Below are 26,683 nucleotides of genomic sequence, written 5' to 3'. Positions count from 1 at the left end.
GATCCAATAAGCGCGCATTATGAAATAAGCAGGGCCAACCTTACAAAGTCTTTACTCGTTTTTCTGCTGCGCGGGAAATATATCTCCCGTTTTGCGGAGGATTTTTGCTGGAAGTGTAGGAATGGAGGCGGGCGTGTAGGTGAAAGCTGACGCTGGCAATGGCCAACGTCAGCGCTACGGCGTTATTTCAAGGCAGCGAAGGCACGCTCGGCGGCGTCCAGGGTCAGTTTCAGTTCGGCTTCGCCGTGGGCGATCGAAGTGAAACCGGCTTCGAAGGCACTCGGTGCCAGGTACACGCCACCTTCGAGCATCAGGTGGAAGAAGCGGCCGAACAGGGCGGCGTCACTGGCCATCACGTCATCGAAAGTGACGATGTCGTCGGCGCCACTGAAGTACAGGCCGAACATGCCGCCGGCTTGTGTGGTCACGAACGGAATGCCCGCCGCATCGGCGCGCTGTTGCAGGCCGTCGAGCAGGCGAGTGGTGTAGTCGGTCAGCTCGGCGTGGAAGCCCGGACGGCTGATCAGGCGCAGGGTGGTCAGGCCGGCGGCCATCGCCAGCGGGTTACCGGACAGCGTACCGGCCTGGTAGACCGGACCCAGCGGGGCGATGCGCTGCATGATTTCACGCTTGCCGCCGAAGCAGCCGACCGGCATGCCGCCACCAATGATCTTGCCGAAGGTGGTCAGGTCCGGCGTCACGCCGTAGTACGCCTGGGCTCCGCCGAGGGCGACGCGGAAACCGGTCATCACTTCGTCGAAAATCAGCACCACGCCGTGCTTGTCGCACAGGGTCCGCAGGCCTTCGAGGAAACCCGGTGCCGGTGGCACGCAGTTCATGTTGCCGGCCACTGGCTCGACGATGATGCAAGCCACATCCTGGCCGACTTCGGCGAGCATGGCTGCAACGGCATCGATGTCGTTGAACGGCAGGGTCCGGGTGTGTTTGGCGAACGCTGCCGGTACGCCGGCCGAACTCGGTACGCCCTGGGTCAGTGCGCCCGAGCCGGCCTTGACCAGCAGGCTGTCGGAGTGACCGTGGTAGCAGCCTTCGAACTTGATGATGCTGTCGCGGCCGGTGAAGCCTCGGGCCAGACGAATGGCGCTCATGGTCGCTTCGGTGCCGGAGCTGACCATGCGCACCATTTCCATCGACGGCACGAGGGAGCAGACCAGGTCGGCCATCTGCGTTTCCATCTCGGTCGGCGCGCCGTAGGACAGGCCGTGCTCCAGCTGCTTGCGCACCGCGTCCAGCACATCCGGATGGCTGTGGCCGAGGATCATCGGGCCCCAGGAGCCGACGTAATCCACATAGCGCTTGTCGTCTTCGTCGGTGACGTAGGCGCCTTCGGCGTGCTTGAAGAACAACGGCGTGCCGCCGACGCTCTTGAACGCGCGAACCGGCGAGTTCACGCCACCGGGAATGTGTTTCTGGGCATTGGCAAACAGCGTTTCGGAACGAGACATGATCGGGTTCTCAGATTTTAAGTAATTCGTTAAAGGCGCGGGCACGGCGGGTGACTTCAGCCGTGCTCTCGGCGCCGAACAGGCCATGCACCACGGCCAGCAGATCGACCCCATGGGCCACCAGCGGGGCGGCGTTGTCCAGGGTGATGCCGCCGATCGCGCAGATTGGCAGGTGCAGTTGCTTGCGCGCCTGGTCGAGCAGCTCGAGGCTGCAGGTCGGTGCGCCGGGCTTGGTGTTGGAGTTGAAGAAGCGGCCGAAGGCGACATAGCTGGCACCTTCTTTGGCCGCCTGTTCGGCCAGTTCGAGCTGCGCGTGGCAGGTTGAACCGATGATCGCCTGACGCCCGAGCAGTGCACGGGCCGGAGTCAGCGGGCCATCGGTCTGACCCAGGTGCACGCCCACATTGAGGCGCGCGGCCAGTTCGGCATCATCGTTGATGATCAGCTGGGTCTTGTAGCGTTCGCAAAGCTCGCGCAAGGCTTCGGCCTCACGCAGGCGGCGGGCCTCGTCGCTGCTTTTGTCGCGGTACTGCAGCAAGGTGACGCCGCCTTCCAGCGCCGCCTCCACGTACTTGAGCAACTTACCGTCCAGCAAATGGCTGTCGGTAATGGCGTACAGGCCACGTAATTTCATCGGACAAGCCTCACCGCATTACAAAAGGAAGTTACGAACAGAAATCCAGCGGCAGGCGACGCGGCACAAACTGGCCTTTGCCCAGCTGCTCGGCGTCACGCAGGGTGCGCCATGTGTAGTTAAGCGCGGTCTGCACGGCGCTGGCGAGGTTTTCACCCTGGGCCAGACGACCGGCCAGTGCGCTGGCCAGGGTGCAACCGGAACCGTGATAGCTGCCGGGCAGTCGCTGGCAGGTAAAGGTTTCGCGCAGGCCGTCGCGGCTGTACAGGCGATTGTGGATTTCGGTTTCGTCGCCATGGCCGCCGGTGATCAGCAGGTGTTTGACGAACGGCAGGAGTTTTTCAGCGCACTCGTCCGCGGTGCCTTCGGGCAGTTCGGCGAGGATCCGGGCTTCGGGAAGGTTGGGAGTGGCAATGATCGACAAGGGCAGCAGGCGTTCGCGCATGGCGTAGCCGACTTCGTCCTTGCCCAGGCGTCCGCCGCCGCCGGCGCGCAGCACCGGGTCGCAGACCACAGGCAAATGCGGGTGCGCCGAAAGCAGTTCGACCACGGTGTCGACCATTTCCAGGGAACCGAGCATGCCCAGTTTGACCGCTGCGACTTCGGAATCGTTGAGCACGGCATTGGCCTGGGCCAGTACCCACTCACGGTCGAGGACGCGGAAGTCAGTGACATTGACGGTGTCTTGCACGGTCAGGGCGGTGACGGCCGGAGCCGCATGGCATCCCTGAGCGAGCAGGGCTTCGATATCTGCCTGCAAGCCGGCGCCACCACTTGGGTCGTGGCCGGAGAGACAGAGGACAACGGGGCGAGAGCTGTAGATATTCATGGTGCGCGAGCTTACCACCAAACGTTGATTTTCGGGTGTGGTGACATCCAGTCTGCCTGTTCCATTGTGGCAGTGATTTGCCTGCCTCTGATTATGTCCTGGTAGTTCCTCTGGAACGCCCGTTCTAGAGCCTTTGTAGGAAATATTTCAATGGTATTTAATGGCCATCAACGGCTATGCTAGAGTGGATCCAAACCAATAACAGGTGATACCGGTTTTACGTCTGCTCAAAAGGAATGGGGGGGCTTCCTGACAGAACCGGACAGGCCACGCTGGGGCTTCAATGCGCTATTTGCTGATGTTGCTGTTGTGTTTGCCCCTCCTGGCAAACGCCGTCGAGTTCGATGAGTTCACTCAGAGCCTCCCCTTGGGCCGAACCCTGCAGGTCTATGAGGACGCAGGTGGTCAGGCGACCATCGCGGATATCCGCGCGCAAGCGGCGGCCGGCAACTTCAAGGCGCACAACAAAGACACGCTCAACGCCGGGTACTCGCGTTCGGTGTTCTGGCTGAAAATCGACCTGCATTACCGTCCGACCGATCCGGCGGCGCAACGGACCTGGCTGCTGGAACTGGCCTATCCACCCCTCGATCATCTCGATCTCTATTTGCCCGATGCGGCCGGCAACTATCAGTTGGTCAGGCAGACCGGCGATGCCTTGCCCTTCGCCAGCCGCGAGATTCGTCAGAACAACTACCTATTCGACCTGACGTTCAAACCTGAGCAGGCCGAAACCGTGTTCCTGCGCTTGCAAAGCGAAGGCTCGATCCAGGCACCGGTAACCTTGTGGTCGAGCACCGCCTACCTCGAAGAGCAGCCTGTGCGCCTCTACGTACTGGGGCTGATCTACGGCGTGTTGCTGGGGATGCTGGTCTACAACCTGTTCATCTACCTCAGCGTGCGCGACACCAGTTACCTCTACTACATCTTCTATATCGCTTCGTTCGGCTTGTATCAGCTGTCGGTCAATGGCGCGGCGGTGCAGTATTTCTGGCCGGACAACCCTTGGTGGGCCAACGCAGCGACGCCGTTTTTCATCGGCTGCGCGGGTCTGTTCGGCAGTCAGTTCGCCCGCAGTTTCCTGCAAATGGCGATCCACAGTCGCTGGCTCGATCGCTTGTTGCTGGCGCTGGTTGCCTTCGGTGCGCTGGTGGTCGGCCTGTCATTGATGACCAGCTACGCCCTGGCCTTGCGCCTGGCCACGGCCCTGGCGCTGACGTTCACGGTGGTGATTTTTGCCGCCGGGATCTTTGCCTGGTTGCGGGGCCTGCGCGTCGCGCGGTATTTCATTATTGCCTGGTCGGCGTTTTTGCTCGGCGGCATCGTCAATACGTTGATGGTGCTGGGATACCTGCCGAATGTGTTCCTGACCATGTATTCCAGCCAGATCGGCTCGGCCATCGAAGTGGCGTTGTTGTCCCTGGCATTGGCCGACCGCATTAACGACATGCGCGAGCAGCAGGCGCAAACCCTGTTCGACGCCAGCCAGAAGCTTGAAATCCTCAACCAGCAACTGGCTCACAGTAACAAGCTCAAGGACGAATTCCTGGCCACCCTGACCCACGAACTTCGCACGCCCATGAACGGTGTGATCGGTTCACTGGAACTGATGCAGACGGTCGAAATGGACCCGGAGCTTGAGCAGTATCAGCAGACGGCTTCGGGGTCGGCGCGGGACATGATGCGCATGGTCAACGGTATCCTGACCCTCACCGAACTGCAGGCCGGCAAGCTCCAGGCCTCGACCGACACTTTCAGCTTGCGCGGCATGGTCGAGGCGCTGCGCACGCAGTTCGAGGGCAACGCTTCGAGCAAGTCGCTGGACTTCAAGGTCGATGTCGCATCCGGTGTGCCAGATCGCGTGCACGGCGACAACGCCAAGATTGCGCAATGCCTGGAGTGTCTGCTGGACAACGCCATCAAGTTCACCCGGGTCGGCGGCCTGGCCTTGCGGGTGACCGGCAATGCCACTGGGCCCGACCGGCTGGCGTTGACCTTTGCGGTGATCGACACGGGCATTGGCTTCACCGATCTGGGAGAGGCCACGATGTATCAACGGTTCTTCCAGGTCGATGGCTCTATGACCCGTGAATACGGCGGCCTGGGTGTTGGTCTGGCGATTTGCCGACAGTTGGTCGAATTGCTTGGCGGACGCCTGACGCATCGTTCCGAGCCAGGACGCGGCAGTCGGTTTCAGCTGGATGTGGAAGTCGGGCTGCCGGTGGTCGAACGCCCGCTGGCGCCGCTGATGTCCCGGGATTTTCCGCGCCTGCGCTTGCCTCAGGATTGTGCCGTGTTGTTGGTGGATGACAACAGCATCAGCCAGTTGGTGATGCGCGGCATGTTGCTCAAGCTGGGGTTCCGCGTGCGTACGGCCGACGGAGCCGATGTCGCGTTCGATCTCCTGCAGCGCGAAGTGTTTGACGCGGTGCTGGTCGATTGCCAGCTGCCGCGTCAGGACGGTGAGTCGCTGTGCTGCCGGATCCGCGCGCTGCCGGGCCATGCCGAGCTGCCGTTGTTCATGATCGCCCTGGGGGGTGACCGTGAACGCTGCCCGACCGGTGCGTTGATTGATTACTTGAGCAAGCCGGTGAAATTCGAAGACTTGCAGGCCGCACTCTACCGCCGGGTGCTCTGCTCGCAACAGGGCGAAAGCGCCGACAGTTAGGCGGATATGACACTTTGTTCGGTTGAGGGGCGGTGCTTAACTGAAGTCCCTTGGCCGACCAAAGGAGCCCAGTCATGAACCTGCATCAGTTTGCCGAAACCCACGAAGTCACCAACCAGCCACCGTCCCTGGACGGCGCCAACCTCTACCGCATCGACTTGCCGTTGCAGGAATGGTCGCGGCGGTTCGGGGCCGGTTGGGCCGAATCGCGGATCGACGCTTACGGCGCGCTGGCCGGTGGTCCGTTGATGGAAGCCGGGTTCCTCGCCAATCAGAACAAGCCGGTGTTCAACAGTCATGACCGCTTTGGTCATCGCATCGATCTGGTGGAATTTCATCCGGCCTATCACCAACTGATGCGCACGGCAGTCGAGCACGGCCTGACCTCGTTGCCCTGGGCGCACCCGCAGGACGGCGCTCATGTGGCCCGCGCTAGCATGTCGTATCTGCACAGCCAGGCCGAAGCCGGCAGTGGCTGTCCGTTGACCATGACCTTCGCCAGCGTTCCGGCCATGCGCCTGCAGCCGGACCTGGCGCAAAAGTGGTTGCCGAAAATCCTCGCCACCGAATACGACCCGCGCAACGTCGGCATGGCCCACAAGGCCGGGGTCACCATCGGCATGGCCATGACCGAGAAGCAGGGCGGCACCGATGTGCGGGCCAATACCACCAAGGCGTATCCGGTCGGAGCCAGCGGTCCGGGCCAGGCCTATGAGTTGGTGGGACACAAGTGGTTTTGCTCGGCGCCGATGTGCGACGCCTTCCTGACACTGGCGCAGACCGACAAGGGCCTGACCTGTTTCCTGCTGCCGCGCCATCGCCCGGACGACACACGCAATCAGTTCTACATCCAGCGCCTGAAGAACAAGCTCGGCAATTGCTCCAACGCGTCCAGCGAAGTGGAGTTCCGCGGCGCACTGGCGTGGATGATCGGTGAAGAGGGGCGTGGCGTTCCGACGATCATCGAGATGGTCGCCATGACCCGCTTCGATTGCATGGTCGGTTCCAGTTCGCTGATGCGTCAGGCACTGACCCAGGCCAGCCATCATTGCGCTCATCGTTCGGTCGGCGGCAAACTGCTCAGCGAGCAGCCATTGATGCAGAACGTGCTGGCGGATCTGGCGCTGGAAAGCGAAGCCGCCCTGGCCTTGAGCCTGCGCATGGGCCGGGCGCTGGATCATCTGGACGATTCGCAGGAAGCCAGGTTCGCCCGGCTGGTAACGGCGGTGGGCAAGTACTGGATCTGCAAGCGGGCGCCGGCCATGATCAACGAAGCGGCCGAATGCATGGGCGGTGCGGGTTATGTCGAAGACAGCATTTTGCCGCGGCTTTACCGCGAGGCGCCGGTGAATTCGACGTGGGAAGGTTCCGGCAACGTGCAGTGCCTGGACGTGCTGCGTGCCCTGTCAAAAGAACCGGGCGTGCTCGATGCACTGTTCAGCGAGTTGGGCGACGGCCATGGCGACAAGCGCCTTGCCGCGCACATCCAGCAATTGCAGGCGGCCTTCAAGGACACCAGCGACATTCAGTACCGCGCCCGGCAACTGACTGAAGACATCGCCTTGGGGTTGCAGGCCAAGTTGCTGCTGGAAGCCGGGAATTCTGTGGTCAGTGATGCCTTCATCGCCAGTCGCCTGGACGGTGGCGGCCGGGTGTACGGCGCGTTGCCACGCGGCCTGGACGTGGAAGCCATTGTCGCCCGATCGACCCCGCAGGGTTTCTGATCCCAGGTGCAAGGTCACCACTGGCCAATGTGTGCGGGCTTGCTCGCGAATGCGGTTTCACATTCAACCTTGATGTGACTGAGAGGCCGCTTTCGCGAGCAAGCCCGCTCCCACATTTGATCTGCGGCGCGCCCCGGGGTTTGTGTAGCAATCACTGTTCCCGTGAAGCGACGATGCAGGCAAGATGAAGGTCTGCAAGTCAGAACACAGGATGCTGATCGTGACCGAAGCTTTTATTGTCGTTCAAACCGCCGAGCAAGCCGTGGATCGGCTTGCACTCTTGCACAATCGTGCAACCACCGCGCTGAGTCAGGCGCTCAAGCGTTACCTCAAGGACCGCGTCGAGCCTGATGCCGAGCAGCGGGCGTTGTTCCGGTATCCCGAGCTGCGCCTGACCTACCACTGCCAGGGCGAAGTCCCGCAGACCACGCGTGCCTATGCCAAGGTCCAGCTGCCGGGCACCTACAGTGTCACCGTCACCCATCCGTCGGCTTTCCGTAAGTACCTGCTGGAACAACTGGTTCCGTTGATGCACGACTTCACCGTGACGGTGGAAGTCGGTGTCAGCCAGCAGAACATCCCGTATCCGTATGTGGTCGAGCAGGGCGATGAACTGGGAGGTTCCGGCGTCACCGCCGCCGTGCTGGCGCGGGTGTTCCCGAGTACCGACCTGTCGGCCGCGACCGACGGCATTGCCGACGGTTTGTACGACTGGGAAAACACCGATCCGCTGCCCCTGGCGCTGTTCGATGCCGCGCGGGTGGATTTCTCCCTGCGCCGACTGGTGCATTACACCGGCAGCGACTGGCGCCATGTGCAACCGTGGATTCTGCTGACCAACTACCACCGCTATGTCGACCAGTTCATCGTCCACGGCCTGGAACAATTGCGCCAGGACCCGCGCTTCGTGCGCATGGTGCTGCCGGGTAACGTGATCATCGAAAAAAGCATGGATCACGGCGAAGCCTCGGCGATTGCCGCCGGCGTGGTCTGGCACCGTTACCAGATGCCGGCCTATCACCTGATCGCCAGTGACGGCCACGGCGTGACCCTGGTCAACATCGGTGTCGGCCCGTCCAACGCCAAGAACATCACCGACCACCTCGCCGTTCTGCGTCCGCATTGCTGGCTGATGATCGGCCACTGCGGTGGCCTGCGTCAGTCGCAGACGATTGGCGACTACGTGCTGGCCCACGCCTACATGCGCCGCGACGGCATTCTCGACCGGGTCGTGCCGCCAAACATTCCGATTCCGGCCCTGGCCGAAGTGCAACTCGCGCTTCAGCAGGCGGCGGCCAACATCACCGGCGAGAAGGGCGACGAACTGAAAAAACGCCTGCGCACCGGCACTGTGCTGACCTACGACGACCGTAACTGGGAGCTGCGCTGGGCGCAGGAACGGCCGCTGATCAACCTGTCCCGCGCCGTGGCGGTGGACATGGAAAGTGGCACCATCGCCGCCCAGGGTTATCGTTTGCGGGTGCCGTACGGCACGCTGCTCTGCGTCTCGGACAAACCGCTGCACAGCGAAATCAAGTTGCCGGGCTCGGCCAACGCCTTCTATGAGCGCGCGGTCAGCCAGCACTTGAAGATCGGTATCGAGGCGGTGGATCTGTTGCGCACCGAACTCAATTCACTGCACTCGCGCAAACTGCGCAGCTTCGACGAACCGCCGTTCCGCTGATTCGCGATGGTCATTTAGCGGTCGGGGCACTAGCATTGTCAGCCCTGACCGTTAGATGTTTCCTTTCTCATGTCTCGTCCTCCTCAACGTCCCGTTTCCCGCCGCCCAGGCACGAAACCGTCGCCTGCAGCCCCGCGCCGTGTCGCCAAGGCACCACCGGCCGAGCCGAAGCTGATCCTGTTCAACAAACCCTTCGATGTGCTGACGCAATTCAGTGACGGCGAAGGGCGCGCGACGCTCAAGGACTACATCGATGTACCGGGAATCTATCCGGCGGGACGGTTGGATCGCGACAGCGAAGGCTTGTTGTTGCTGACCAACGACGGCCAGCTTCAGGCGCGAATCGCCGACCCGAAGCACAAACTGGCCAAGACCTATTGGGTGCAGGTCGAGGGCGAACCGAGCGCCGAGCAATTGCAGCGCCTGCGTGACGGCGTCGAATTGAATGACGGCATGACCTTGCCCGCCGAGGCGCGGCAACTGGACGAGCCCGAGCTATGGCCGCGCAATCCGCCGGTGCGCTTTCGCAAAAGCGTGCCGACCAGCTGGCTGGAGTTGGTGATTCGCGAAGGGCGCAACCGGCAGGTGCGGCGCATGACCGCTGCGGTCGGTTTGCCGACCTTGCGCCTGGTGCGGGTCAGGATCGGTGACTGGACGATCGAAGGGCTCGATCAGGGACAGTGGAAAGAAGTACCGGCGCGCTTATAAGGTGCCGGATTCGATCAGGCCGATCACCACGCTCTTGATGATGAACGCGGCCACGCCCAGGCCCAGCACGAAGAACAGGATGAACGAGCCAAAGCGCCCGGCCTTGGACTTCTTCGCCAGATCCCAGACGATGAAACCCATGAAAATGATCAGGATCGTGACCAGACCGGTCATCATCCACTCTTCAAAAACTGCAGGATCCATCGAACATCTCCAGCGCGAGCGAGGCTAAAAGGGCGCGGGGAGTATACGCCAAGGGAGAATGGCGGTGAGTTGACCTGCGTCGGTGTGTCGCAGTCATTCGTCGCCTGTGCCGGCCTCTTCGCGAGCAAGCCCGCTCCCACATTTAACCGAGTTCTACCATGAGAATGCGGTCGATTGTGGGAGCGGGCTTGCTCGCGAAGACGTCATCAGCTACGCAGATGAGTCAATGGCAGTTCGGTGCTGTTCAAAACCTGGTTCAGCACAAAACTCGAACGCACGCTGGTCACGCCTTCAATCCGGGTCAGGTGCCCGAGCAGCAGTTTCTGGTAGTGATCCATGTCCGGCACCACGACCTTGAGTTGATAGTCGGCATCCATCCCGGTCACCAGGCTGCATTCGAGCACTTGGGGCAAGGTGCGAATGGCCGCTTCGAAGTTCTCGAAACGTTCCGGCGTATGACGGTCCATGCCGATCAGCACGTAGGCCGTCAGGCTCAGGCCGAGCATTTTGCGGTCGAGCAGGGCGACCTGACGGGAAATGTAGCCGTCGTCTTCCAGTTGCTTGACCCGCCGCGAGCACGGCGAAGGCGACAGACCGATGCGCTCGGCCAACTCCTGGTTGGAGATGCGTGCGTCGCGCTGCAATTCCGCCAAAATACTCAGGTCGTAACGATCGAGCTTGCTCATCAATCAGTCCTTTGTCGTAACTATTGCGGCAGATTATGTATCCGGGGTTAAAAATTGCGCAAGTGATGTTTAATTGAGCAATCTTCGCAATCCTCTGTCGGCGCTCACGGCCTATTCTTATCACCAGAATCACTGCTCGGACAAACAGTCCAGTGCGGCTCGCCCAATCAGGCCCGCCGCGGTCGCCACCCCCACCGGGGATGTGCCGGCCCCCGAGCTACACACTGTCCAGAAGACGGCGTGAGGTGAGCCGGCGCCACAAGCGTTGAGCCAGGACGAAGTTCTCCAGGGGGAGGCCGACGGGTCTCCCCTTTTTCTTGCGTGTGGAATTTGACCCTCCTGGCCTCAATAAATAAGTTGCGCGACTGATAACCTGTCGCAGAACCGGTCACTGCTTTCCCAGTCTTACGTACAGGCCCTGACCCGCAATGAGGATAAGCATGAAATCGCGCATCTGGCGTTTGGCCGGTGTTGGTTTGCTGTGTGTCAGTGTCACTGCGCAAACGCTGGCCGATGAGCAGCAAAACCGTGGCCATGATGGCGGGCAGCACGGCCAGGATGGGCATCAGGGTGGTAACCAGGGGGGTAGTCAGGGCCGTGGTGGCAACAACCAGCCACGCCCGCAGAACGGCCCGCCGCAGAACCCGCCGCGTGCGCAGAACAACGACAACCGCCAGTACGAGCACAACGGCCAGAATCAACATCAGAACAATAGCCAGAGGCAGCCCCGTCCAGCGCCGGATTTCAACAGCCCGGTTCGCTCACCGCCGCCGCCCCCGCAGTTGCCGGCCACTGACATGCCGATCCAGCCCCGCCCCGACACCGTGCGCCAGACCCAGCCGCCGCGGCGCGGTGACTATCAGGATCAGCACTACCAGGATCAGCCGCATCGCAACGATTACAATCAGCGCTGGAAGGGCTATATCGGTGCGCCGACCCATGACAATCACTGGGACGGACGCCCGAGTGGACGCGGTAACGGCTGGGGGCCAGGCCCCAGGTATCGCCCCGGACAGGTGATCGACCGCTTCCCCGAGCGTAACTTGCGCGTGCCTTACCGTGGCATGGATTACTACTATTCCGGTGGCTACTGGTATCGCCCGCTGGGCCCGCGTTATGAGGTGGTAGCGCCGCCTCGGGGGATTCGCGTCAGCTACCTTCCTGATTACGCCGAGCAGATATGGATCGGCGGGGCGCTGCTGTTCCTCGCGGCCGGTTCGTATTACGCCTATCAGGAGAGCACCCGGGATTACGTCGTGGTCGAGCCGCCGGTTGGCCAACTGCAGTCGCCACCACCGGCCGCCAGCAATGGTTATGACGTGGAGGCGTACCCGGCCAACGGCCAGTCGCCGGAGCAGGTCAGTCGCGATGGCTACGAGTGTTATCAGTACGCGGTGCAGCAGAGTGGTTTCGATCCACGCACCGCCACCTACCAGCCAGACCCGTCGGTGGTGCAAGCTTACCGACAGGCCCAGGGCAATTGCCTGAGCAGTCGTGGTTATCAGGTCAACTACTGAACCCGAGCGGATTTCACCACTTCCTGCGGGTCGGCGTGCACCAGCACTTCGGCTCGCGGGTAGGCGTCGTGAATGGCCGCGGCAGCCTGATCGCTGATGCCGTGGGCCACTGACAGCGTCAGTTCCCCCGGCAGCTCCAGATGCAACTGCACAAACCACTGGTTGCCGGAAATCCGCGTGCGCAGGTCATGGGCACCCAGCACGCCGGGCACGCTGCACGCCAATTCCAGCATGTGCTGGCTGACCTCCGGCGGCAGTTCTTCATCCATCAACACCGCAAAGCTCTCCCGGGCGATCTGCACAGCGCTCCACAGAATGTAGGCGGCGATTCCCAGACCGAACCAGGGGTCGACCTGATGCAGGCCATACCCGGCCAGCACCAGCGCGATCAGAATGCTGCCGTTGAGCAGCAGGTCCGAGCGGTAGTGCAGGGAGTCGGCGCGTACCGCGTTGGAGCCGGTGGCCTTGACCACCCGATGTTGAAACATCAACAACGCCAGGGTCAGTACGAGGGAGAACACAATTACGCCGATACTGATCCACGGCGCGCCGACCGGTTCGGGATGTTTGAGCCGATCATAGGCCTGCAACGCAATCAGTACCGCACTGCCGCCAATGAACAACGCCTGGGCCATGCCCGCCAACGACTCGGCCTTGCCGTGCCCGTAGCGATGATCATTGTCGGCGGGGCGCAGGGCGTAATGCACCGCCAGCAGGTTGAGCAATGAGGTGACGCCGTCGAGTGTCGAGTCGGTAAGCCCGGCGAGCATGCTCACCGAGCCGCTCAGCCACCAGGCGATGGCTTTGGCGATGATCAACATGCATGCCACCGCCACCGAGGCACGGGTCGCCAGCCGCAGCAGGCGGGCGTGTTCGGAGCTGGAGGTCATAGTGGCCATCGTTCCTTGAAGAGTCCTTTCGCGTCTAGGGATTACGCGGCTGGTTGCAGGCCGAACATCGCCAGTTGCTGGGCGCTGCCCTTGCTCTGGATCAGGCGTGGATCGTCCAGCGGGAAGCTGCGGCCCAGCTCACTTTCCAGAATAGTCTGCAACTTGCGGTTATCGACCTGGCCGTCCGGGCCGATGGCGTCCTTGAGTTTTTGCGGATCGACCTGGGCGGTCTTGCCCGGCTCGAAGTAAATCGCGCCGGTGGCGAAGTCCACGGCAAACGCGATCAGGCCGGGGATGATGTAGAACAGCAGGCCCACGGCATCGAGCGCGGCGATGGCCGGGTCGATCTTGCCTTCGATCTGGCCACGGCGGTCAGGGTAGAAAATCGACCCGCAGGCGGTCACTTGAGTCAGCAAGGTTGCGACCAGAACACCGCCAATCAGGCGAAAGGGAGCACGCATATGAAATCTCCTGAGTAGAACGCCAAGAACGTTACTGGTTAGAGCCCAGACTACGACAAACAGTTCGCCGTTATACTCGCGCCTCTGTTTGGGAGCCAGCATGATTTCTTTGCCGATCGATGAAGTTTTACCCGCCCTGCGTGAAGCCCTCGCTACACGCCACGAAGCCGTGCTCGAAGCACCGCCCGGTGCCGGTAAAACCACCCGCGTACCCTTGGCCTTGCTCAACGAACCGTGGCTGGCCGGGCAGACCATCCTGATGCTCGAACCCCGCCGATTGGCCGCACGCGCGGCGGCGGAGCGGCTGGCCAGTGAGCTGGGGGAAAAGGTCGGCGAAACCGTGGGCTATCGCATTCGCCTCGACAGCAAAGTCGGCCCCAATACCCGAATCGAAGTGGTCACCGAAGGCATCCTCACCCGGCGCCTGCAGGATGACCCGGCGCTGGAAGGCGTGGGCCTGCTGATTTTCGACGAGTTTCACGAGCGCAGCCTCGACGCTGACCTGGCCTTGGCCCTGAGCCTCAATGGTCGCGAACTGTTCCGTGACGATCAGCCGCTGAAAATTCTCTTGATGTCCGCCACGCTTGAAGGCGAACGCCTGGCCGGGTTGCTCGACGACGCGCCGATCCTGCGCAGCGAAGGGCGCATGTACCCGGTGGCGATGCGCTGGGGTCGGCCGTTCCAGGCCGGTGAATTCATCGAGCCGCGCCTGGTGCAGACCCTCCTCGAAGCCTTGAACGACGAGACCGGCAGCGTGCTGGTGTTCCTGCCGGGGCAAGCGGAAATCCGCCGCGTGCATCAGCAATTGGCCGATGCCTTGGGTGACAACCCACAGGTTCTGCTGTGTCCGTTGCACGGTGAACTGGACCTGACGGCGCAACGGGCGGCGATCGATCCGGCGCCGCCGGGCAAGCGCAAAGTGGTACTGGCCACCAACATCGCCGAAACCAGTTTGACCATCGACGGCGTGCGCGTGGTGATCGATGCCGGGTTGGCGCGGGTGCCGCGTTTCGACCCGGGCAGCGGCATGACCCGTCTCGACACCCAGCGCATTTCCAAGGCCAGTGCGACCCAGCGCGCGGGCCGGGCCGGGCGTCTGGAACCCGGTGTTTGTTATCGCCTGTGGTCCCAGGACCAGCACGAGCAACTGGCGGCTTATGGCAGTGTGGAAATCCTCTCGGCGGACCTTGCCGGGCTGGCCCTGCAATTGGGGCGCTGGGGTGTGACACCCGGGCAACTGGTGTGGCTTGACGTGCCACCGGCCGCCGCTTATGCACAGGCTCAGGATCTGCTCGAACGCCTGGGCGCACTGGACGGCGAAGCGCTGACCCGTCACGGCCAGGCCATGGCCGAACTGCCGGCCCATCCGCGTATCGCGCATTTGCTGTTGCGCGGCCAGGCGCTGGGACTGGCGGATATGGCTTGCGACGTCGCCGCACTGCTCGGCGAACGCGATATTTTGCGTGGCGCCGGGGCGGACTTGCACAGCCGACTGGTATTGCTGTCTGGCGAAGAACGCGCCGCACGTGGCGCGCAGGGGGGCGTGCAACGCGCACGGCAACTGGCGCGGCAGTATCGTGGTTACTTGCGCGGCAAAGCCTCGGAGCCGGTCAGCGATCCGGATCACCCGCGCTGGCTCGGTGCGTTGCTGGCGCTGGCCTATCCCGACCGCGTCGCCCAACAACGGCGCGCCGGTGGTGCGGAATATCGCCTGGCCAACGGTCGTGCCGCGCTGTTCGCCGAGGCCGACAGCCTGATGAAGCAGCCGTGGCTGGTGATCGCCGATCTGGGCAGTCGCCAGGGGCAGCGTGAAGAGCGGATTTACCTGGCGACGGATTTCGATCCGGCACTGTTCGACTCAGTGCTGGCCGAGCAGGTGCGTTGCGTCGATCAACTGGATTGGGATGAGCGCGAAGGTGTGCTGCGTGCCGAGCGTCAGCGCAAGGTTGGTGAATTGATCCTCAGCCGTGAACCGCTCACTGGTCTCGACGAAAGCGCCCGCAGCCAGGCGCTGGTGAATCTGGTGCGGCGCAAAGGCCTGGAACTGTTGCCATGGACGCCGGAGCTGCGTCAGTGGCAGGCACGAGTGGCGTTGTTGCGGCAACTGGACCTCGCCGGCAAGGGCGAGAGCGAGTGGCCGGATGTCAGCGATGCCGCGTTGCTCAAAGGCCTGGAACACTGGCTGATGCCGTATCTGGGCAAGGTGTCGCGGCTCAGTCACTTCGCCAATCTGGACCTGTCGAGCATCGTCCACAACCTGCTGCCGTGGCCGCTGCCGCAGCGGCTGGACGAGTTGGCGCCGCATCATTTGAGCGTGCCGTCGGGCTCGTCGATTCGCCTGGACTACAGCGAACAGCCGCCGATTCTGGCGGTGCGTCTGCAGGAGTTGTTCGGCCTGGCCGAAACCCCGCGCATCGCCGGAGGGCGGCAAGTGGTCAAGCTGCACCTGCTGTCCCCGGCGCGGCGGCCGGTGCAGGTCACGCAGGACCTGGCGAACTTCTGGCGCAGCACTTACGCCGAAGTGAAGAAGGATTTGAAGGGGCGGTACCCGAAGCATTACTGGCCGGATGATCCGTTGGTGGCCGAAGCGACTGCGCGGATCAAGCCGCGTAAATAGTCATTTGGATGCGAACTCTGTGGCGAGGGGGCTCGCCACAGGGGATCAGTCTGAGCGTTCGGACTTGGCGGTCAGTTGCTCGCGGCAATAGTCGGCAAACAACTGCGCCGGTTTGGTCAGTTGCCCGCGCTTGAGCCAGGCCGCCACCAGCCCGGAGCCGGTGACGTCTTCGGCGATGTCCACGCACACCACTTTCTGCCCGTCGTAGGTGCACTCCGAATGCGGCTTGGTCACCAGGATCGAGAAACCAAAACCTTGTCCGACCATGCCGCGCACCATCTCGATCGATGGCGAGCTGAAGGCAATGCGCGGGGTCAGGCTCAACTCTTCGAACAGGCTGACGAAATAGGTCCGGCTCGGCTGCACGTCCAAAAGAATCATCGGCTCCAGGCACAGGTCCCGCAGCGAGACTTGTGCCTGCTGGGCAAAACGGTGATCGGCCGGCAGCAGCGCGTAAGGCCGTTGCGCCGGCATCAAGGGTTCGGTTGCGATGGTGCCGTCGAGGTCATGTTCATAGAGGATCGCCAGATCGAAGGCGCCGGAGGTCAGGCCCTGCACCAGTTCTTGCTGCTCGCCGTCGCGGATGCGGATTTCCACTCCGGGGTACAGCGCCGAAAACCCGGCAATCAATTGCGGCAGGTACAGCGGCGCGACGGTTTCGAAGCAGCCGATATCGATCTGCCCGGACACCACATCGTTGTCGGCCAGGGCGTTCTGCTCGAACTCCTTGGCCATGCGCAGCAGTTCCTGGGCCTTGCGGTAGAAGCGTGCACCGCTGGGCGTCAGTGACACGCCCTGGGCGTGATGGCGAATCAGCAGTTGCACACCGAAGCTGTCTTCCAGCCCTTTGATGGCCGTGGAGATCGAAGGCTGGGCGATGTACAGCTTGCGCGAGGCCTCGGCGACGCTGCCGCACTCGACGGTGGTGATGAAGTATTTCAGTTGACGCAGATTGTAGGCAGCCACAGCAAACCTCGGGGGAGAACGACTCAGGCATCCAGGCAATTTGCGCGCCACCCCTATCCGCTCGGGTAGCGATTTGTTGTGGTTGAACAATAACCACATGCTGCGCCAGAAGGGAGATTGGCTACGTAGTTTTTTCTTGGCCTGCGAACACATTTTTACTGGTTTTCCACCGCTCGGGCCTGAGCGACTATCCAATACACAAGAATGTCCTCTGGAGCATCCGAACGTGTTCGAGCTTGAGTATTGGCAACGCAAAGCCGCTTCCCTGCGGTTTCCCGACCAGGCCGTGATCGATGGCCAGCGCCGAGCGGCGCAATCGGGGCAGACTTTTGCCGCGATCAACCCCGCCACCGGGCAATGCCTGGCCAATGTCGCAGCCTGTGGCGAGCAAGATGTGAACGCAGCGGTGCGTAATGCGCGGCAAGTGTTTGAAGCCGGCACCTGGTCGGCACGTTCGCCGACCGAACGTAAACAAGTGCTATTGCGCCTGGCCGACTTGATCCTCGAAAACCGTGAAGAACTGGCGCTGCTCGATTCGCTGAACATGGGTAAGCCCGTCACGGACGCCTACAACATCGATGTGCCGGGTGCTGCCGGGGTGTTGCGCTGGTACGCCGAGAGCCTCGACAAACTCTACGATCAGGTCGCACCGAGTGCGCAGAACGTGCTGGCGACCATCACCCGCGAAGCCCTCGGCGTAGTGGCTGCCGTGGTGCCGTGGAATTTTCCGCTGGACATGGCCGCGTGGAAACTCGCCCCAGCCCTGGCCGCAGGTAACTCGGTGATTCTCAAGCCGGCCGAGCAGTCGCCGTTTTCGGCCTTGCGTCTGGCGGAGCTGGCGCTTGAAGCCGGTGTGCCTGCGGGTGTGTTGAACGTACTGCCGGGCCTGGGCGAGCAAACCGGCAAGGCCCTCGGCCTGCACCCGGACGTCGATTGCCTGGTGTTTACCGGCTCCACCGAAGTCGGCAAATATTTCATGCAGTACTCGGCACAATCGAACCTGAAACAGGTGTGGCTGGAGTGCGGCGGCAAGAGCGCCAACCTGGTGTTCGCCGATTGCCAGGACCTGGACCTGGCCGCCGAGAAAGCCGCGTTCGGCATCTTCTTCAATCAGGGCGAAGTCTGTTCGGCCAACTCGCGATTGCTGGTGCAGCGCTCGATTCATGACGTGTTCGTCGAACGTCTCAAGGCCCAGGCCGAACGCTGGTTGCCGGGCGATCCGCTGGATCCGTCGAGCGCTGCCGGTGCCATCGTCGACAGCCGTCAGACCGCGCGCATCATGAAGTTCATCCAGCAGGCCGAGCAGCAAGGTGCGACCAGGATCTGTGGTGGTCGGCAGTCGATCTTCAACGGCTCCGACAACTTCATCCAGCCGACGATCTTTACCGGCGTGACACCGGACATGCCGCTGTTTCGCGACGAAGTATTCGGCCCGGTTCTGGCGGTCACGGCGTTTGATGACGAGGCCCATGCGTTGCACTTGGCCAACGACAGCGTCTACGGTCTGGCGGCTTCGCTGTGGACCGACGACCTCAACCGCGCCCACCGCGTGGCGCGACAATTGCGAGCGGGCACGGTGTCGGTCAACAGCGTCGATGCACTGGACGTGACCGTTCCTTTTGGCGGCGGCAAGCAGTCCGGTTTCGGCCGTGACCTGTCCCTGCATTCATTCGATAAATACACCCAGTTGAAGACCACCTGGTTTCAATTGCGCTGATAACAAAACGGAGAACAGGCGATGACCACACCACGTGAAACCCGCGACTACCAGGCCGCCGACGCTGCGCACCACATCCATGCGTTCGTCGATCAGAAAGCCCTCAACGACGAGGGGCCAAGGGTGATGGTCCGTGGCGAGCGCCTGCACCTGTGGGACAACGATGGCCGCCGTTACCTCGACGGCATGTCCGGGCTGTGGTGCACCAACCTCGGTTACGGGCGCAAGGACCTGGCGGCCGCGGCGAGCCAGCAACTGGAACAGCTGCCGTACTACAACATGTTTTTCCACACCACCCACCCGCAGGTGATCGAGCTGTCCGAGCTGCTGTTCAGCCTGCTGCCGGGTCACTACAGCCACGCGATCTACACCAACTCCGGCTCCGAGGCCAACGAGGTGTTGATCCGCACGGTGCGGCGTTACTGGCAGGTGCTCGGCAAACCCGAGAAGAAGATCATGATCGGCCGCTGGAACGGTTACCACGGTTCGACCCTGGCCGCGACGGCGCTGGGCGGCATGAAATTCATGCACGAAATGGGCGGCATGATTCCGGACATCGAGCACATCGACGAGCCGTACTTCTTCGCTCACGAGGGCAACCTGACGCCAGCCGAATTCGGTCTGCGTGCGGCACAGCAACTGGAAGCGAAAATTCTCGAACTGGGTGCGGACAAGGTCGCAGGCTTCATCGCCGAACCCTTCCAGGGCGCCGGCGGGATGATCTTCCCGCCGGAAAGCTACTGGCCGGAAATCCAGCGCATCTGCCGCAAGTACGATGTGCTGCTGTGCGCCGATGAGGTTATCGGCGGCTTCGGTCGCACCGGCGAATGGTTCGCCCACGAGTACTTCGGTTTCGAGCCGGACACCCTGTCCATCGCCAAGGGTCTGACCTCGGGTTACATCCCCATGGGCGGCCTGATCCTGTCGAAGAAAATGGCTTCGGTGCTGGTGGAGCAGGGCGGCGTGTTTGCCCACGGCCTGACCTATTCCGGACACCCGGTGGCGGCGGCGGTGGCGATTGCCAACCTCAAGGCCCTGCGCGATGAAGGCGTGGTGACGCGGGTCAAGGACGATATCGGCCCGTACCTGCAACAGTGCCTGCGCGAAGTGTTTGGCAAGCACCCGTTGGTGGGCGATATTCAGGGCACCGGCATGGTCGCGGCGCTGCAACTGGCCGAAGACAAATCCACGCGCAAGCGCTTCGCCAATGAGAACGACATCGCCTGGCGCTGCCGCACGATTGGCTTTGAGGAGGGGGTGATCATTCGCTCGACTTTAGGCCGGATGATCATGGCGCCGGCGTTGATTGCCAGCCGTGTAGAGATTGACGAACTGATCGCCAAGACCTTGAAAGCGGTGGATCGTACGGCGCAGGAATACGGCCGGCTCTGATCGTGTAGCGTTCTCTCGGACCTCTTCGCGAGCAAGCCCGCTCCCACATTGGATTTGTGTCTGACACGGATCCCCTGTGGGAGCGGGCTTGCTCGCGAATGCTATGGCCCATTCAACATAATTCCAGCACCTTGCACCCACCTCGGGCATCCCCGCCCACAGCGCCCTTTCACAGTGCGCGCTAACCAGTTTTTTCATCACTCGCATCCACAAATTTCCTCATTTTCCTAATCCCGCCCTTGGGCCAACATCGATCTCGCCAGCCCGCCGAATGCTGCCCGCCGAAGGGTCCCTCAGAGACCACAGGTTGCAGCCGATTCAGGGCTCGCCGTACTGCCCATGACAAAACTAAATCAACAGCTTTGGGAGTGCTCCATGATCAAGTCCTTGCTTACCCGTGTTGTCCATCCACTGGCGGTCACCGCCATCGCCGCGACGGTCGCCACCAGCGCCCAGGCCGGCACCCTGTCCATCGGCCACACCACCTGGGTCGGCTACGGCACCCTGTACCTGGCCCGGGACCTGGGCTACTTCAAGGAAAACGGTTTGACCGTCGAATTGCCGGTGGTCGAAGAGGCGGCGATGTACATGGCCGCACAAGCGTCTGGCGAGTTGTCCGGCTCGGCGTCGACCATCGACGAGGTGCTCAAATACCGTCCGCAATTCTGCTTCAAGGCCGTGGCCGCACTGGACGACAGCCATGGTGGCGACGGCGTGCTGGTCGGCAAGGACGTCAAGAGTTTGCAGGAGCTCAAGGGCCAGGCCGTGGCGGTGAACGAAGGGTCGACCTCGCAGTTCTGGTTGTCGTATCTGCTGAAAAAGAACGGCATGAAAATGAGCGACATCACCGTGCAGAACATGACGGCCGACGATGCCGCCACCGCGTTCATCGCCGGTCGCGTACCCGCTGCCGTGACCTGGGAGCCGCACCTGTCGATGGTGCGCGACAAGAAACAAGGCAAGGTGCTGATCGACAGCAGCAGCACACCGGGGGTGATCGTCGACGTGGTGGCACTGAACTGCACCGTCATCGAAAAACAGCCGGAAGACGTCAAGGCACTGGTGGCCGGTTTGTACAAAGCCGTGCAGTACACCAAGGATCATCCGCAGGAAGCCTACAAAATCATGGCCAAGGGTGTCGGCGGCTATCTGGCCGATCCGAAGGAAATGGAAGCGGCCGCCCAGGGCGTGCGCTTCTACGATCAGGCCATGAGCGAAAAACTGCTGGGTGCGCCGGGCAAACCGGGTGACAGCGCGCCGCTGATCAAGCTGGCCAACGAGACCGCCAGCGAGCTGCAAGGCAAGCCCTACAACGTCAGCAATGACGACCTGATCGACAACCGCTTCGTCACCCCGCTCTAGGAGGCTGCATGTTCAAGCGCAATTCGTGGCTGAGCCGCTGCATCACGCCCAAGACCGGGTTGCCGGTCTCGGTGATCTGGAGCGCGAGTGGTCTGGCCTGGGTGCTGTTGGTCGGCCTGTGGGCCGGGTTGTCCTACGGCGGTGTGGTGCCGGGCATGTTCCTGCCGACGCCAGGCGCGGTGGTCGAGGCCGCTGTGCGCCTGGGTCGCGACGGCACCCTCGGCCAGCATGTGTGGGCCAGCGTCGAAGTGGTGATGGTCGGTTTCATCGTGTCGTCCCTGGTGGCGGTGCCGCTGGGACTGTTGATGGGCAGCTTCCGCATCGTCCAGGCGTTCCTGGAGCCGATGGTCAACTTCATTCGCTACCTGCCGGTGACGTCGTTCGTACCGCTGTTCATCCTGTGGATCGGCATCGGTCTGGAGCAGCGGGTCTCGGTGATCATTTTCGGCGTGTTCTTCCAGCAACTGGTCATGATCGCGGACGTGTCCAAAGGCATCTCCAAGGACCTGATCAACGCCTCCTATACCCTCGGTTCGAACCGTCGTGACGCGGTGCTGCATGTGATCGCCCCGGCTTCCTTGCCAGGCGTGCTCGACACCCTGCGGGTGACCATGGGCTGGGCCTGGACTTACCTGGTGGTGGCCGAACTGGTCGCCGCCTCCAGTGGCCTGGGTTACCTGAGCCTCAAGGCCATGCGCGGCTTTCAGGTAGATGTGATTTTCCTCGCCATCGCGATCATCGGCCTGCTGGGTCTGGTCACCGATCAACTGTTCCGTTTCCTTCGTCTGAGGATTACCGCATGGGCTCAGTAACCGCCGCCACTCATCGTTTTGTCGCCCCTCAGGCTGCCCCGGTGAACGCGCCCCGGCTGCAGGTGGACAAGGTCAGCCTGCGTTACAAGAAGCCGGATGGCGGGACCTTTACCGCGTTGGAAGAAGTGTCGTTTGAGGTGCCGGACCAGCAATTTGCCGTACTGGTGGGGCCGTCGGGTTGCGGTAAATCGAGCCTGCTGTACCTCACCGCCGGCCTGGCGGAACCGACGTCGGGGGAGATCTACGTCGGTGGCCAACAGGTGGAAGGCCCCGGCGCGGATCGCGGCATGGTGTTCCAGAGCTACACGCTGTTCCCGTGGCTGACCGTGCGGCAGAACGTCGAGTTCGGCCTCAAGCGGCGCGGCATGCCGGCGGCGCAGCGCAAGGATATTGTCGACTACTACGTCAATGAAGTGGGCCTGAGCGGCTTTGCCGACAACTACGCCAAGCAGTTGTCCGGCGGGATGATGCAGCGCGTCGCCATCGCCCGCGCCTTGGCCAACGACCCGCAGATCCTGCTGATGGACGAACCCTTCGGCGCCCTCGACAGCCAGACGCGCCTGCAAATGCAGCAGTTGTTGCTGCGGGTGTGGGGCAACAGCAAGAAGACCGTGTTGTTCGTGACCCACGACATCGACGAGGCGATTCTGCTCGGCGACCGGGTCTACGTCATGGGCGCCAGGCCGGGGCGGATCAAGCAGATCCTCGATGTGCCGATCGAACGTCCGCGCAACCTGGACATGGTCATGGAGCGCTCATTCATCGAGATGAAGCGCGAGATCTTCGGGCTGCTGCATGATGATCTGGAGGAGGTGCATTAAACCAGGTTTGCACAGACCCTGTGGGAGCGGGCTTGCTCGCGAAAGCGGTGTATCAGACAACATTGATGTCGGATGTACTGGTCTCTTCGCGAGCAAGCCCGTTCCCACAGGATTTGCATCTGACTTGAGTGAGGCGCTACGGCGCAACCGGCAACAGGAACCGCGCAATCACCGGCAAGTGATCGGAGATACGCAACGTATCGTCCTGCCGCACCGTCGCCTCCACCCGTTTGATCCGCGGACTGTAGAACAGGTAGTCGACAGTCCGGTCCGGGCCGTTCAGCCCGGGATCGTTCGGGTAGTGGGTCAGCCAGCGCTCGCGGTCGATCCCGCTGGCTTCGTTGTTGGTCGGGATCATCGGGTACTTGTCCCATAGCAGGTGCAACGGGCTGTCGGCGGAGTAGGGCGCGCGTTGCGCATCGGACAGGCGTCGATACTGACCCAGCGGCAACAGGTTGAAATCCCCGCCGATCAACCACGGCGTGCCACGGCTTTCGAGTTTATCGAGGGTCCTGGCCACGGCGTTCACCTGGTTTTGCAAGGTGTTGTCGGCTTGTGTCGCACGCTCCAGATGGGTATTGAGCACCGCCATCTGCCCACCGTCACTCAACGGCAAGTAGCTCACCAGCAAGGCGTTTCTGGGTTTGAATTGGCGGCTGAGCGGATTGCCCGAGACGACGGGCAGTTGCAGGCGTTGGGCATGTTCGATCCGGTAACGGCTCAGGGTTGCCAGTTGCCGGCCGACGCTGCCGAAGATATGCGGGTCCGGTACGAAGTCGGCCTTCCAGTCGAAGGCGCTGACACTGCATGGGTACAAATCGGCGAGCCGTTCCTGCAGCAGTTTGAACTGGTGCTGGTAATCGCTGGTCTTGGCGCCGTCGTCCAGCTCCTGCAACAGCACGACATCCGGTTGTTCGTCGCGAATCACCCGCGCCACTTCGTCGAGGCTGAAGGCCATGTCTTCCGTTGTGGGGCGTTCGTCGGTACCAGCGGCCAGGTCATTCCAGAACACGTAACGCTTGCCGGCCAGGTACTGAACGTTCCAGGTCATCACTTTCAGTGCCTGCCCGGGGACCAGGGTGGGGGCCTGGGCACTGCAACTGACGGGCAACTCTTCATTGGCGTCGGGGCGCCAGGTCAGGCTGTAGGTCATCACGGCGACCAGGCCGATCACGATCAGCAGGCCCAGCAGGGTGTGGCGCAGTAGACGGGTCATGGCTCGGCTTATTGGCGTTGCAAAATTGTTCCCGAGCATACCCGAGAGCGATGGGCGCGCCCAAGGTCAGAGCGAGCTGTCATTGCTCTCAGGCAACGGGTTGATCAGCATGAACAAACGGAACAGCACCACACTGGTAAACAGCTGCAGGAAACTGTGGGCGCTGTCGATCAGCAGCGAGATCACCGGGTTCTGCGGTTCGGGGTACACCGCCAGGGTCGCCCCCTTGAGCAGCCACAGCGGCCCCATCACACACAGAATGCACAGCAGGATGCGCAGGAAGTGACCTTGGGTCATGCGCAGGCTTTCCTTCATGGCCGCCAGCGGCGCCATGCCGCGCAACACCAGCAGGTATTCGCCAAACGCCAGGGTCACCATCAGATAGATACCCGGCAGGAAATACAGCGACAGGCCCAGCAGAATCAGCACGGTATTGAGCGCCGTCAGCAGGGCGAAACGCGGCCACAGGCTCGCCGCCATCGCCAGCAGGTCGCGGTTGCGCGGTGATTCGCCCCGGCTGCGGGCATCGAGAAACAGAATCAGCGCGGCGGTGTACAGCGGGTACACCAGCAAGCCGACAATCACGCTGATGCCGGGGAAGCTGTTCGGCTCCGTGGAGTGGTCGACCACTTGTTGCAGCAGCGCCTCAAAAATGACCAGCGGCAGGCACAGCTGCACGATCTGGCCCAGATTGCGCTTGAAGAAATACAGAGAGTCACGCAGCACATCTAACGGATTCATCGTTGGTATCGCAGGTTGGAAGCAGTGGTCCACTTTAACCGATCAAGTGCCGGGAGACGCAAACGTAAACGTTCAGTAAAGGTCATTGAAACAGTTTGTTTCAGCCTCCATTAAGGTCGGGCACCTTACCCTCATTGGATAAAGGCAACGATTTTCCCGGCAATCTACGAGGTCGCCATGAACAGCGAAGAACAAACCCTGATCGATGGACTGTTTTCCCGGCTGCAGCAGGCCGAAACGGACTCAGCCCCGCGCGACGCTCAGGCCGAGGCGCGGATCAAGGAACACCTGACGCGCCAGCCTGCGGCAGGATATTTCATGACCCAGGCGATTCTGGTGCAAGAGGCAGCAATCAAGAGCCTCGATGAGCAGAACCAGCAACTGACCCGGCAAGTCCAGCAATTGCAGGCCGAACTGCAACAGGCCAAGGCCCAGGCGACCCCGGCTCCAGCGTCGAGCAGCGGTGGCTTTTTGTCGAGTATCTTTGGCGGCGCTTCCCGTGATCCACAACCGGCACCGACCCAGAGCTCGGCGCCATCGAGCGGTGGCTGGCGTGAACCAGGACGCTCGTCGTTCGGTTCGCAAGCGCCACAGCAGAACTTCGGTGCCCCGCAACAGAACTTTCCACAACAGGGCTATGCCCCGCAGCAGCAAGCACCGGCAGCGGCCGGCAGCAGTTTCCTCGGTGGTGCGCTGAAAACCGCCGCTGGCGTGGCGGGTGGCGTGATGCTGGCACAAGGCATCAGCAGCCTGTTCCATCACAATCAGCAACCGGAAGTCGTCGAAGTCATCAAGGAAGAGCCGGCCCAGGTCGACGACCAGGGCACCAATGGCTGGGGCGATGACCAGCGCATGGCCGGTAACGACTCCTACAGTAACGATCAGGGCGGCTTCAGCGACGCTGACTACAGCGATGACTCGCTCTTTGGCGGCGACGACGATTCCTTCGTCTGACACCCAGTAGCGAGGGAGCTTGCTCCCTCGCCACATAGCCGATTATTCGCGGAACCATCCTCTGGGCTGGCATACTGGGCGACCTTTCGGGCCTGGTGCCTGATTCAGCCTTGAGGAAAGCCGGTGAAAAAAATCGCAGTGTTCGCCGATGTCCAGAACCTCTACTACACCGTGCGTCAGGCTTATGGTTGCCACTTCAACTATGCCGCGCTGTGGGCTGACATCAGCCAGCAGGGCGAGATCGTCGAAGCCTATGCCTACGCCATCGACCGTGGCGACAGCAAACAGCAGCAGTTCCAGCAGATCCTGCGTAACCTCGGTTTCACCGTGAAACTCAAGCCGTTCATCCAGCGCAGCGATGGTTCGGCCAAGGGTGACTGGGACGTGGGCATCACGCTCGACATCATGGATGCCGCCGATCATGTCGATGAAATTGTCCTGGCCTCTGGCGATGGCGATTTCGACATGCTGCTCGAACGCATCATCAGCAAGCATGGCGTGCAAGCCGTGGCCTACGGCGTGCCGGGGCTGACGGCCAACTCGCTGATCCGCGCCGCCAGCCGCTACGTGCCGATCGAAGGCGCGTTGCTGCTCAAGAATTGATTTTTACGGAG

The 26,683-nt window shown here is 62.1% G+C and carries 23 protein-coding genes; 13 read left to right on the top strand and 10 right to left on the bottom strand.

Going from position 1 to position 26,683, the window contains the following annotated elements; all coding sequences use genetic code 11:
• Window positions 1-182: 182 nt before the first annotated feature.
• From hemL to BSF40_RS15185, 3 genes are read right to left on the bottom strand one after another with little or no spacing between them, the layout of a single operon-like run.
• On the bottom strand, window positions 183-1,466 hold the full coding sequence (gene hemL, locus BSF40_RS15195) for a glutamate-1-semialdehyde 2,1-aminomutase (protein WP_095965709.1): 1,284 nt from the start codon (window positions 1,464-1,466) through the stop codon (window positions 183-185).
• A gap of 10 nt (window positions 1,467-1,476) precedes the next feature.
• Entirely contained in the window at window positions 1,477-2,100 is a 624-nt protein-coding gene (gene thiE, locus BSF40_RS15190; protein WP_095965708.1) for a thiamine phosphate synthase, read from the bottom strand.
• Between the two features lie 31 nt (window positions 2,101-2,131).
• Entirely contained in the window at window positions 2,132-2,929 is a 798-nt protein-coding gene (locus tag BSF40_RS15185) for a hydroxymethylpyrimidine/phosphomethylpyrimidine kinase (protein ID WP_057713171.1), read from the bottom strand.
• Between the two features lie 283 nt (window positions 2,930-3,212).
• On the opposite strand from BSF40_RS15185, the gene BSF40_RS15180 reads away from it, so the two are divergent.
• The 4 genes from BSF40_RS15180 to BSF40_RS15165 all read left to right on the top strand — a co-directional run bounded on the left by BSF40_RS15180 (window position 3,213) and on the right by BSF40_RS15165 (window position 9,713).
• Complete coding sequence (locus tag BSF40_RS15180; protein WP_095965707.1) at window positions 3,213-5,597, top strand: hybrid sensor histidine kinase/response regulator; 2,385 nt, start codon at window positions 3,213-3,215, stop codon at window positions 5,595-5,597.
• Window positions 5,598-5,671: 74 nt separating this feature from the next.
• On the top strand, window positions 5,672-7,321 hold the full coding sequence (locus BSF40_RS15175) for an acyl-CoA dehydrogenase family protein (protein WP_095965706.1): 1,650 nt from the start codon (window positions 5,672-5,674) through the stop codon (window positions 7,319-7,321).
• 184 nt (window positions 7,322-7,505) lie between these two features.
• Entirely contained in the window at window positions 7,506-9,005 is a 1,500-nt protein-coding gene (gene amn, locus BSF40_RS15170; protein ID WP_172435715.1) for an AMP nucleosidase, read from the top strand.
• A 69-nt stretch (window positions 9,006-9,074) separates the two neighbouring features.
• Window positions 9,075-9,713, top strand: a complete 639-nt coding sequence (locus BSF40_RS15165; RefSeq protein ID WP_095965705.1) for a pseudouridine synthase — start codon at window positions 9,075-9,077, stop codon at window positions 9,711-9,713.
• Here the strand turns inward: BSF40_RS15165 and BSF40_RS15160 are convergent.
• Window positions 9,708-9,917, bottom strand: coding sequence for a DUF2788 domain-containing protein (locus tag BSF40_RS15160; RefSeq protein WP_015096955.1), 210 nt, complete (start codon window positions 9,915-9,917; stop codon window positions 9,708-9,710). The genes BSF40_RS15165 and BSF40_RS15160 overlap by 6 nt on opposite strands.
• A 206-nt stretch (window positions 9,918-10,123) precedes the next feature.
• On the bottom strand, window positions 10,124-10,603 hold the full coding sequence (locus tag BSF40_RS15155) for an Lrp/AsnC family transcriptional regulator (RefSeq protein ID WP_007937367.1): 480 nt from the start codon (window positions 10,601-10,603) through the stop codon (window positions 10,124-10,126).
• A 440-nt stretch (window positions 10,604-11,043) separates the two neighbouring features.
• Between BSF40_RS15155 and BSF40_RS15150 the strand changes: the two genes are divergently transcribed.
• Window positions 11,044-12,120 carry a DUF6515 family protein gene (locus tag BSF40_RS15150; RefSeq protein WP_095965704.1) on the top strand — a complete coding sequence of 359 codons (1,077 nt, stop codon included), beginning with the start codon at window positions 11,044-11,046 and terminating at the stop codon, window positions 12,118-12,120.
• Here BSF40_RS15150 and BSF40_RS15145 read toward each other — a convergent pair.
• Together BSF40_RS15145 and BSF40_RS15140 are read right to left on the bottom strand one after the other, a co-directional pair.
• Window positions 12,114-13,010 (bottom strand): cation diffusion facilitator family transporter, encoded by an 897-nt coding sequence (locus BSF40_RS15145; RefSeq protein WP_095965703.1) that lies wholly within the window; start codon window positions 13,008-13,010, stop codon window positions 12,114-12,116. The genes BSF40_RS15150 and BSF40_RS15145 overlap by 7 nt on opposite strands.
• A gap of 41 nt (window positions 13,011-13,051) precedes the next feature.
• On the bottom strand, window positions 13,052-13,471 hold the full coding sequence (locus tag BSF40_RS15140; RefSeq protein ID WP_007975830.1) for a hypothetical protein: 420 nt from the start codon (window positions 13,469-13,471) through the stop codon (window positions 13,052-13,054).
• A gap of 100 nt (window positions 13,472-13,571) precedes the next feature.
• Here BSF40_RS15140 and hrpB point away from each other — a divergent pair, with 100 nt between their 5' ends.
• A complete protein-coding gene (gene hrpB / locus BSF40_RS15135; RefSeq protein WP_095965702.1) occupies window positions 13,572-16,088 on the top strand; it encodes an ATP-dependent helicase HrpB in 2,517 nt (838 codons plus the stop codon).
• Window positions 16,089-16,133: 45 nt separating this feature from the next.
• On the opposite strand, the gene BSF40_RS15130 is transcribed toward hrpB, so the two are convergent.
• A complete protein-coding gene (locus BSF40_RS15130; RefSeq protein WP_095965701.1) occupies window positions 16,134-17,054 on the bottom strand; it encodes a LysR substrate-binding domain-containing protein in 921 nt (306 codons plus the stop codon).
• Between the two features lie 226 nt (window positions 17,055-17,280).
• Between BSF40_RS15130 and BSF40_RS15125 the strand changes: the two genes are divergently transcribed.
• The 5 genes from BSF40_RS15125 (at window position 17,281) to BSF40_RS15105 (ending at window position 23,158) form a co-directional block, all read left to right on the top strand.
• Window positions 17,281-18,771 (top strand): aldehyde dehydrogenase, encoded by a 1,491-nt coding sequence (locus BSF40_RS15125; protein ID WP_095965700.1) that lies wholly within the window; start codon window positions 17,281-17,283, stop codon window positions 18,769-18,771.
• Between the two features lie 21 nt (window positions 18,772-18,792).
• Window positions 18,793-20,163, top strand: coding sequence for an aspartate aminotransferase family protein (locus BSF40_RS15120; protein ID WP_095965699.1), 1,371 nt, complete (start codon window positions 18,793-18,795; stop codon window positions 20,161-20,163).
• A gap of 375 nt (window positions 20,164-20,538) precedes the next feature.
• On the top strand, window positions 20,539-21,525 hold the full coding sequence (locus BSF40_RS15115) for an ABC transporter substrate-binding protein (protein WP_095965698.1): 987 nt from the start codon (window positions 20,539-20,541) through the stop codon (window positions 21,523-21,525).
• Between the two features lie 8 nt (window positions 21,526-21,533).
• Window positions 21,534-22,337, top strand: coding sequence for an ABC transporter permease (locus BSF40_RS15110; protein ID WP_007975817.1), 804 nt, complete (start codon window positions 21,534-21,536; stop codon window positions 22,335-22,337).
• Entirely contained in the window at window positions 22,325-23,158 is an 834-nt protein-coding gene (locus tag BSF40_RS15105) for an ABC transporter ATP-binding protein (RefSeq protein ID WP_007975815.1), read from the top strand. Before BSF40_RS15110 ends, BSF40_RS15105 begins: the two co-directional genes overlap by 13 nt.
• Window positions 23,159-23,294: 136 nt before the next feature.
• Here BSF40_RS15105 and BSF40_RS15100 read toward each other — a convergent pair whose 3' ends face one another.
• The gene (locus BSF40_RS15100; protein WP_095965697.1) at window positions 23,295-24,374 is read right to left on the bottom strand and encodes an endonuclease/exonuclease/phosphatase family protein; all 1,080 of its coding nucleotides are present in this window, start codon (window positions 24,372-24,374) and stop codon (window positions 23,295-23,297) included.
• 66 nt (window positions 24,375-24,440) lie between these two features.
• Window positions 24,441-25,115 (bottom strand): YciC family protein, encoded by a 675-nt coding sequence (locus BSF40_RS15095; RefSeq protein WP_095965696.1) that lies wholly within the window; start codon window positions 25,113-25,115, stop codon window positions 24,441-24,443.
• Window positions 25,116-25,292: 177 nt separating this feature from the next.
• Here BSF40_RS15095 and BSF40_RS15090 point away from each other — a divergent pair, with 177 nt between their 5' ends.
• Both BSF40_RS15090 and BSF40_RS15085 read left to right on the top strand, forming a co-directional pair.
• Window positions 25,293-26,069 (top strand): DUF2076 domain-containing protein, encoded by a 777-nt coding sequence (locus tag BSF40_RS15090; RefSeq protein WP_095965695.1) that lies wholly within the window; start codon window positions 25,293-25,295, stop codon window positions 26,067-26,069.
• 123 nt (window positions 26,070-26,192) lie between these two features.
• A complete protein-coding gene (locus BSF40_RS15085) occupies window positions 26,193-26,672 on the top strand; it encodes an NYN domain-containing protein (RefSeq protein WP_007975807.1) in 480 nt (159 codons plus the stop codon).
• Window positions 26,673-26,683: the final 11 nt, after the last annotated feature.

The sequence above is a fragment of the Pseudomonas sp. ACN5 genome, assembly GCF_002303975.1.
GTDB lineage: Bacteria > Pseudomonadota > Gammaproteobacteria > Pseudomonadales > Pseudomonadaceae > Aquipseudomonas > Aquipseudomonas laurylsulfatiphila.
The sequence above is the reverse complement of the archived record's forward strand: the minus strand, read 5'-3'. Positions and strand labels throughout refer to the sequence as shown.

Coding starts and splice junctions, on each gene's coding strand:
- hemL (WP_095965709.1), bottom strand. CDS start 1,466: ATGTCTCGTTCCGAAACGCTGTTTGCCAATGCCCAGAAACACATTCCC.
- thiE (WP_095965708.1), bottom strand. CDS start 2,100: ATGAAATTACGTGGCCTGTACGCCATTACCGACAGCCATTTGCTGGAC.
- BSF40_RS15185 (WP_057713171.1), bottom strand. CDS start 2,929: ATGAATATCTACAGCTCTCGCCCCGTTGTCCTCTGTCTCTCCGGCCAC.
- BSF40_RS15180 (WP_095965707.1), top strand. CDS start 3,213: ATGCGCTATTTGCTGATGTTGCTGTTGTGTTTGCCCCTCCTGGCAAAC.
- BSF40_RS15175 (WP_095965706.1), top strand. CDS start 5,672: ATGAACCTGCATCAGTTTGCCGAAACCCACGAAGTCACCAACCAGCCA.
- amn (WP_172435715.1), top strand. CDS start 7,506: ATGAAGGTCTGCAAGTCAGAACACAGGATGCTGATCGTGACCGAAGCT.
- BSF40_RS15165 (WP_095965705.1), top strand. CDS start 9,075: ATGTCTCGTCCTCCTCAACGTCCCGTTTCCCGCCGCCCAGGCACGAAA.
- BSF40_RS15160 (WP_015096955.1), bottom strand. CDS start 9,917: ATGGATCCTGCAGTTTTTGAAGAGTGGATGATGACCGGTCTGGTCACG.
- BSF40_RS15155 (WP_007937367.1), bottom strand. CDS start 10,603: ATGAGCAAGCTCGATCGTTACGACCTGAGTATTTTGGCGGAATTGCAG.
- BSF40_RS15150 (WP_095965704.1), top strand. CDS start 11,044: ATGAAATCGCGCATCTGGCGTTTGGCCGGTGTTGGTTTGCTGTGTGTC.
- BSF40_RS15145 (WP_095965703.1), bottom strand. CDS start 13,010: ATGACCTCCAGCTCCGAACACGCCCGCCTGCTGCGGCTGGCGACCCGT.
- BSF40_RS15140 (WP_007975830.1), bottom strand. CDS start 13,471: ATGCGTGCTCCCTTTCGCCTGATTGGCGGTGTTCTGGTCGCAACCTTG.
- hrpB (WP_095965702.1), top strand. CDS start 13,572: ATGATTTCTTTGCCGATCGATGAAGTTTTACCCGCCCTGCGTGAAGCC.
- BSF40_RS15120 (WP_095965699.1), top strand. CDS start 18,793: ATGACCACACCACGTGAAACCCGCGACTACCAGGCCGCCGACGCTGCG.
- BSF40_RS15115 (WP_095965698.1), top strand. CDS start 20,539: ATGATCAAGTCCTTGCTTACCCGTGTTGTCCATCCACTGGCGGTCACC.
- BSF40_RS15110 (WP_007975817.1), top strand. CDS start 21,534: ATGTTCAAGCGCAATTCGTGGCTGAGCCGCTGCATCACGCCCAAGACC.
- BSF40_RS15105 (WP_007975815.1), top strand. CDS start 22,325: ATGGGCTCAGTAACCGCCGCCACTCATCGTTTTGTCGCCCCTCAGGCT.
- BSF40_RS15100 (WP_095965697.1), bottom strand. CDS start 24,374: ATGACCCGTCTACTGCGCCACACCCTGCTGGGCCTGCTGATCGTGATC.
- BSF40_RS15095 (WP_095965696.1), bottom strand. CDS start 25,115: ATGAATCCGTTAGATGTGCTGCGTGACTCTCTGTATTTCTTCAAGCGC.
- BSF40_RS15090 (WP_095965695.1), top strand. CDS start 25,293: ATGAACAGCGAAGAACAAACCCTGATCGATGGACTGTTTTCCCGGCTG.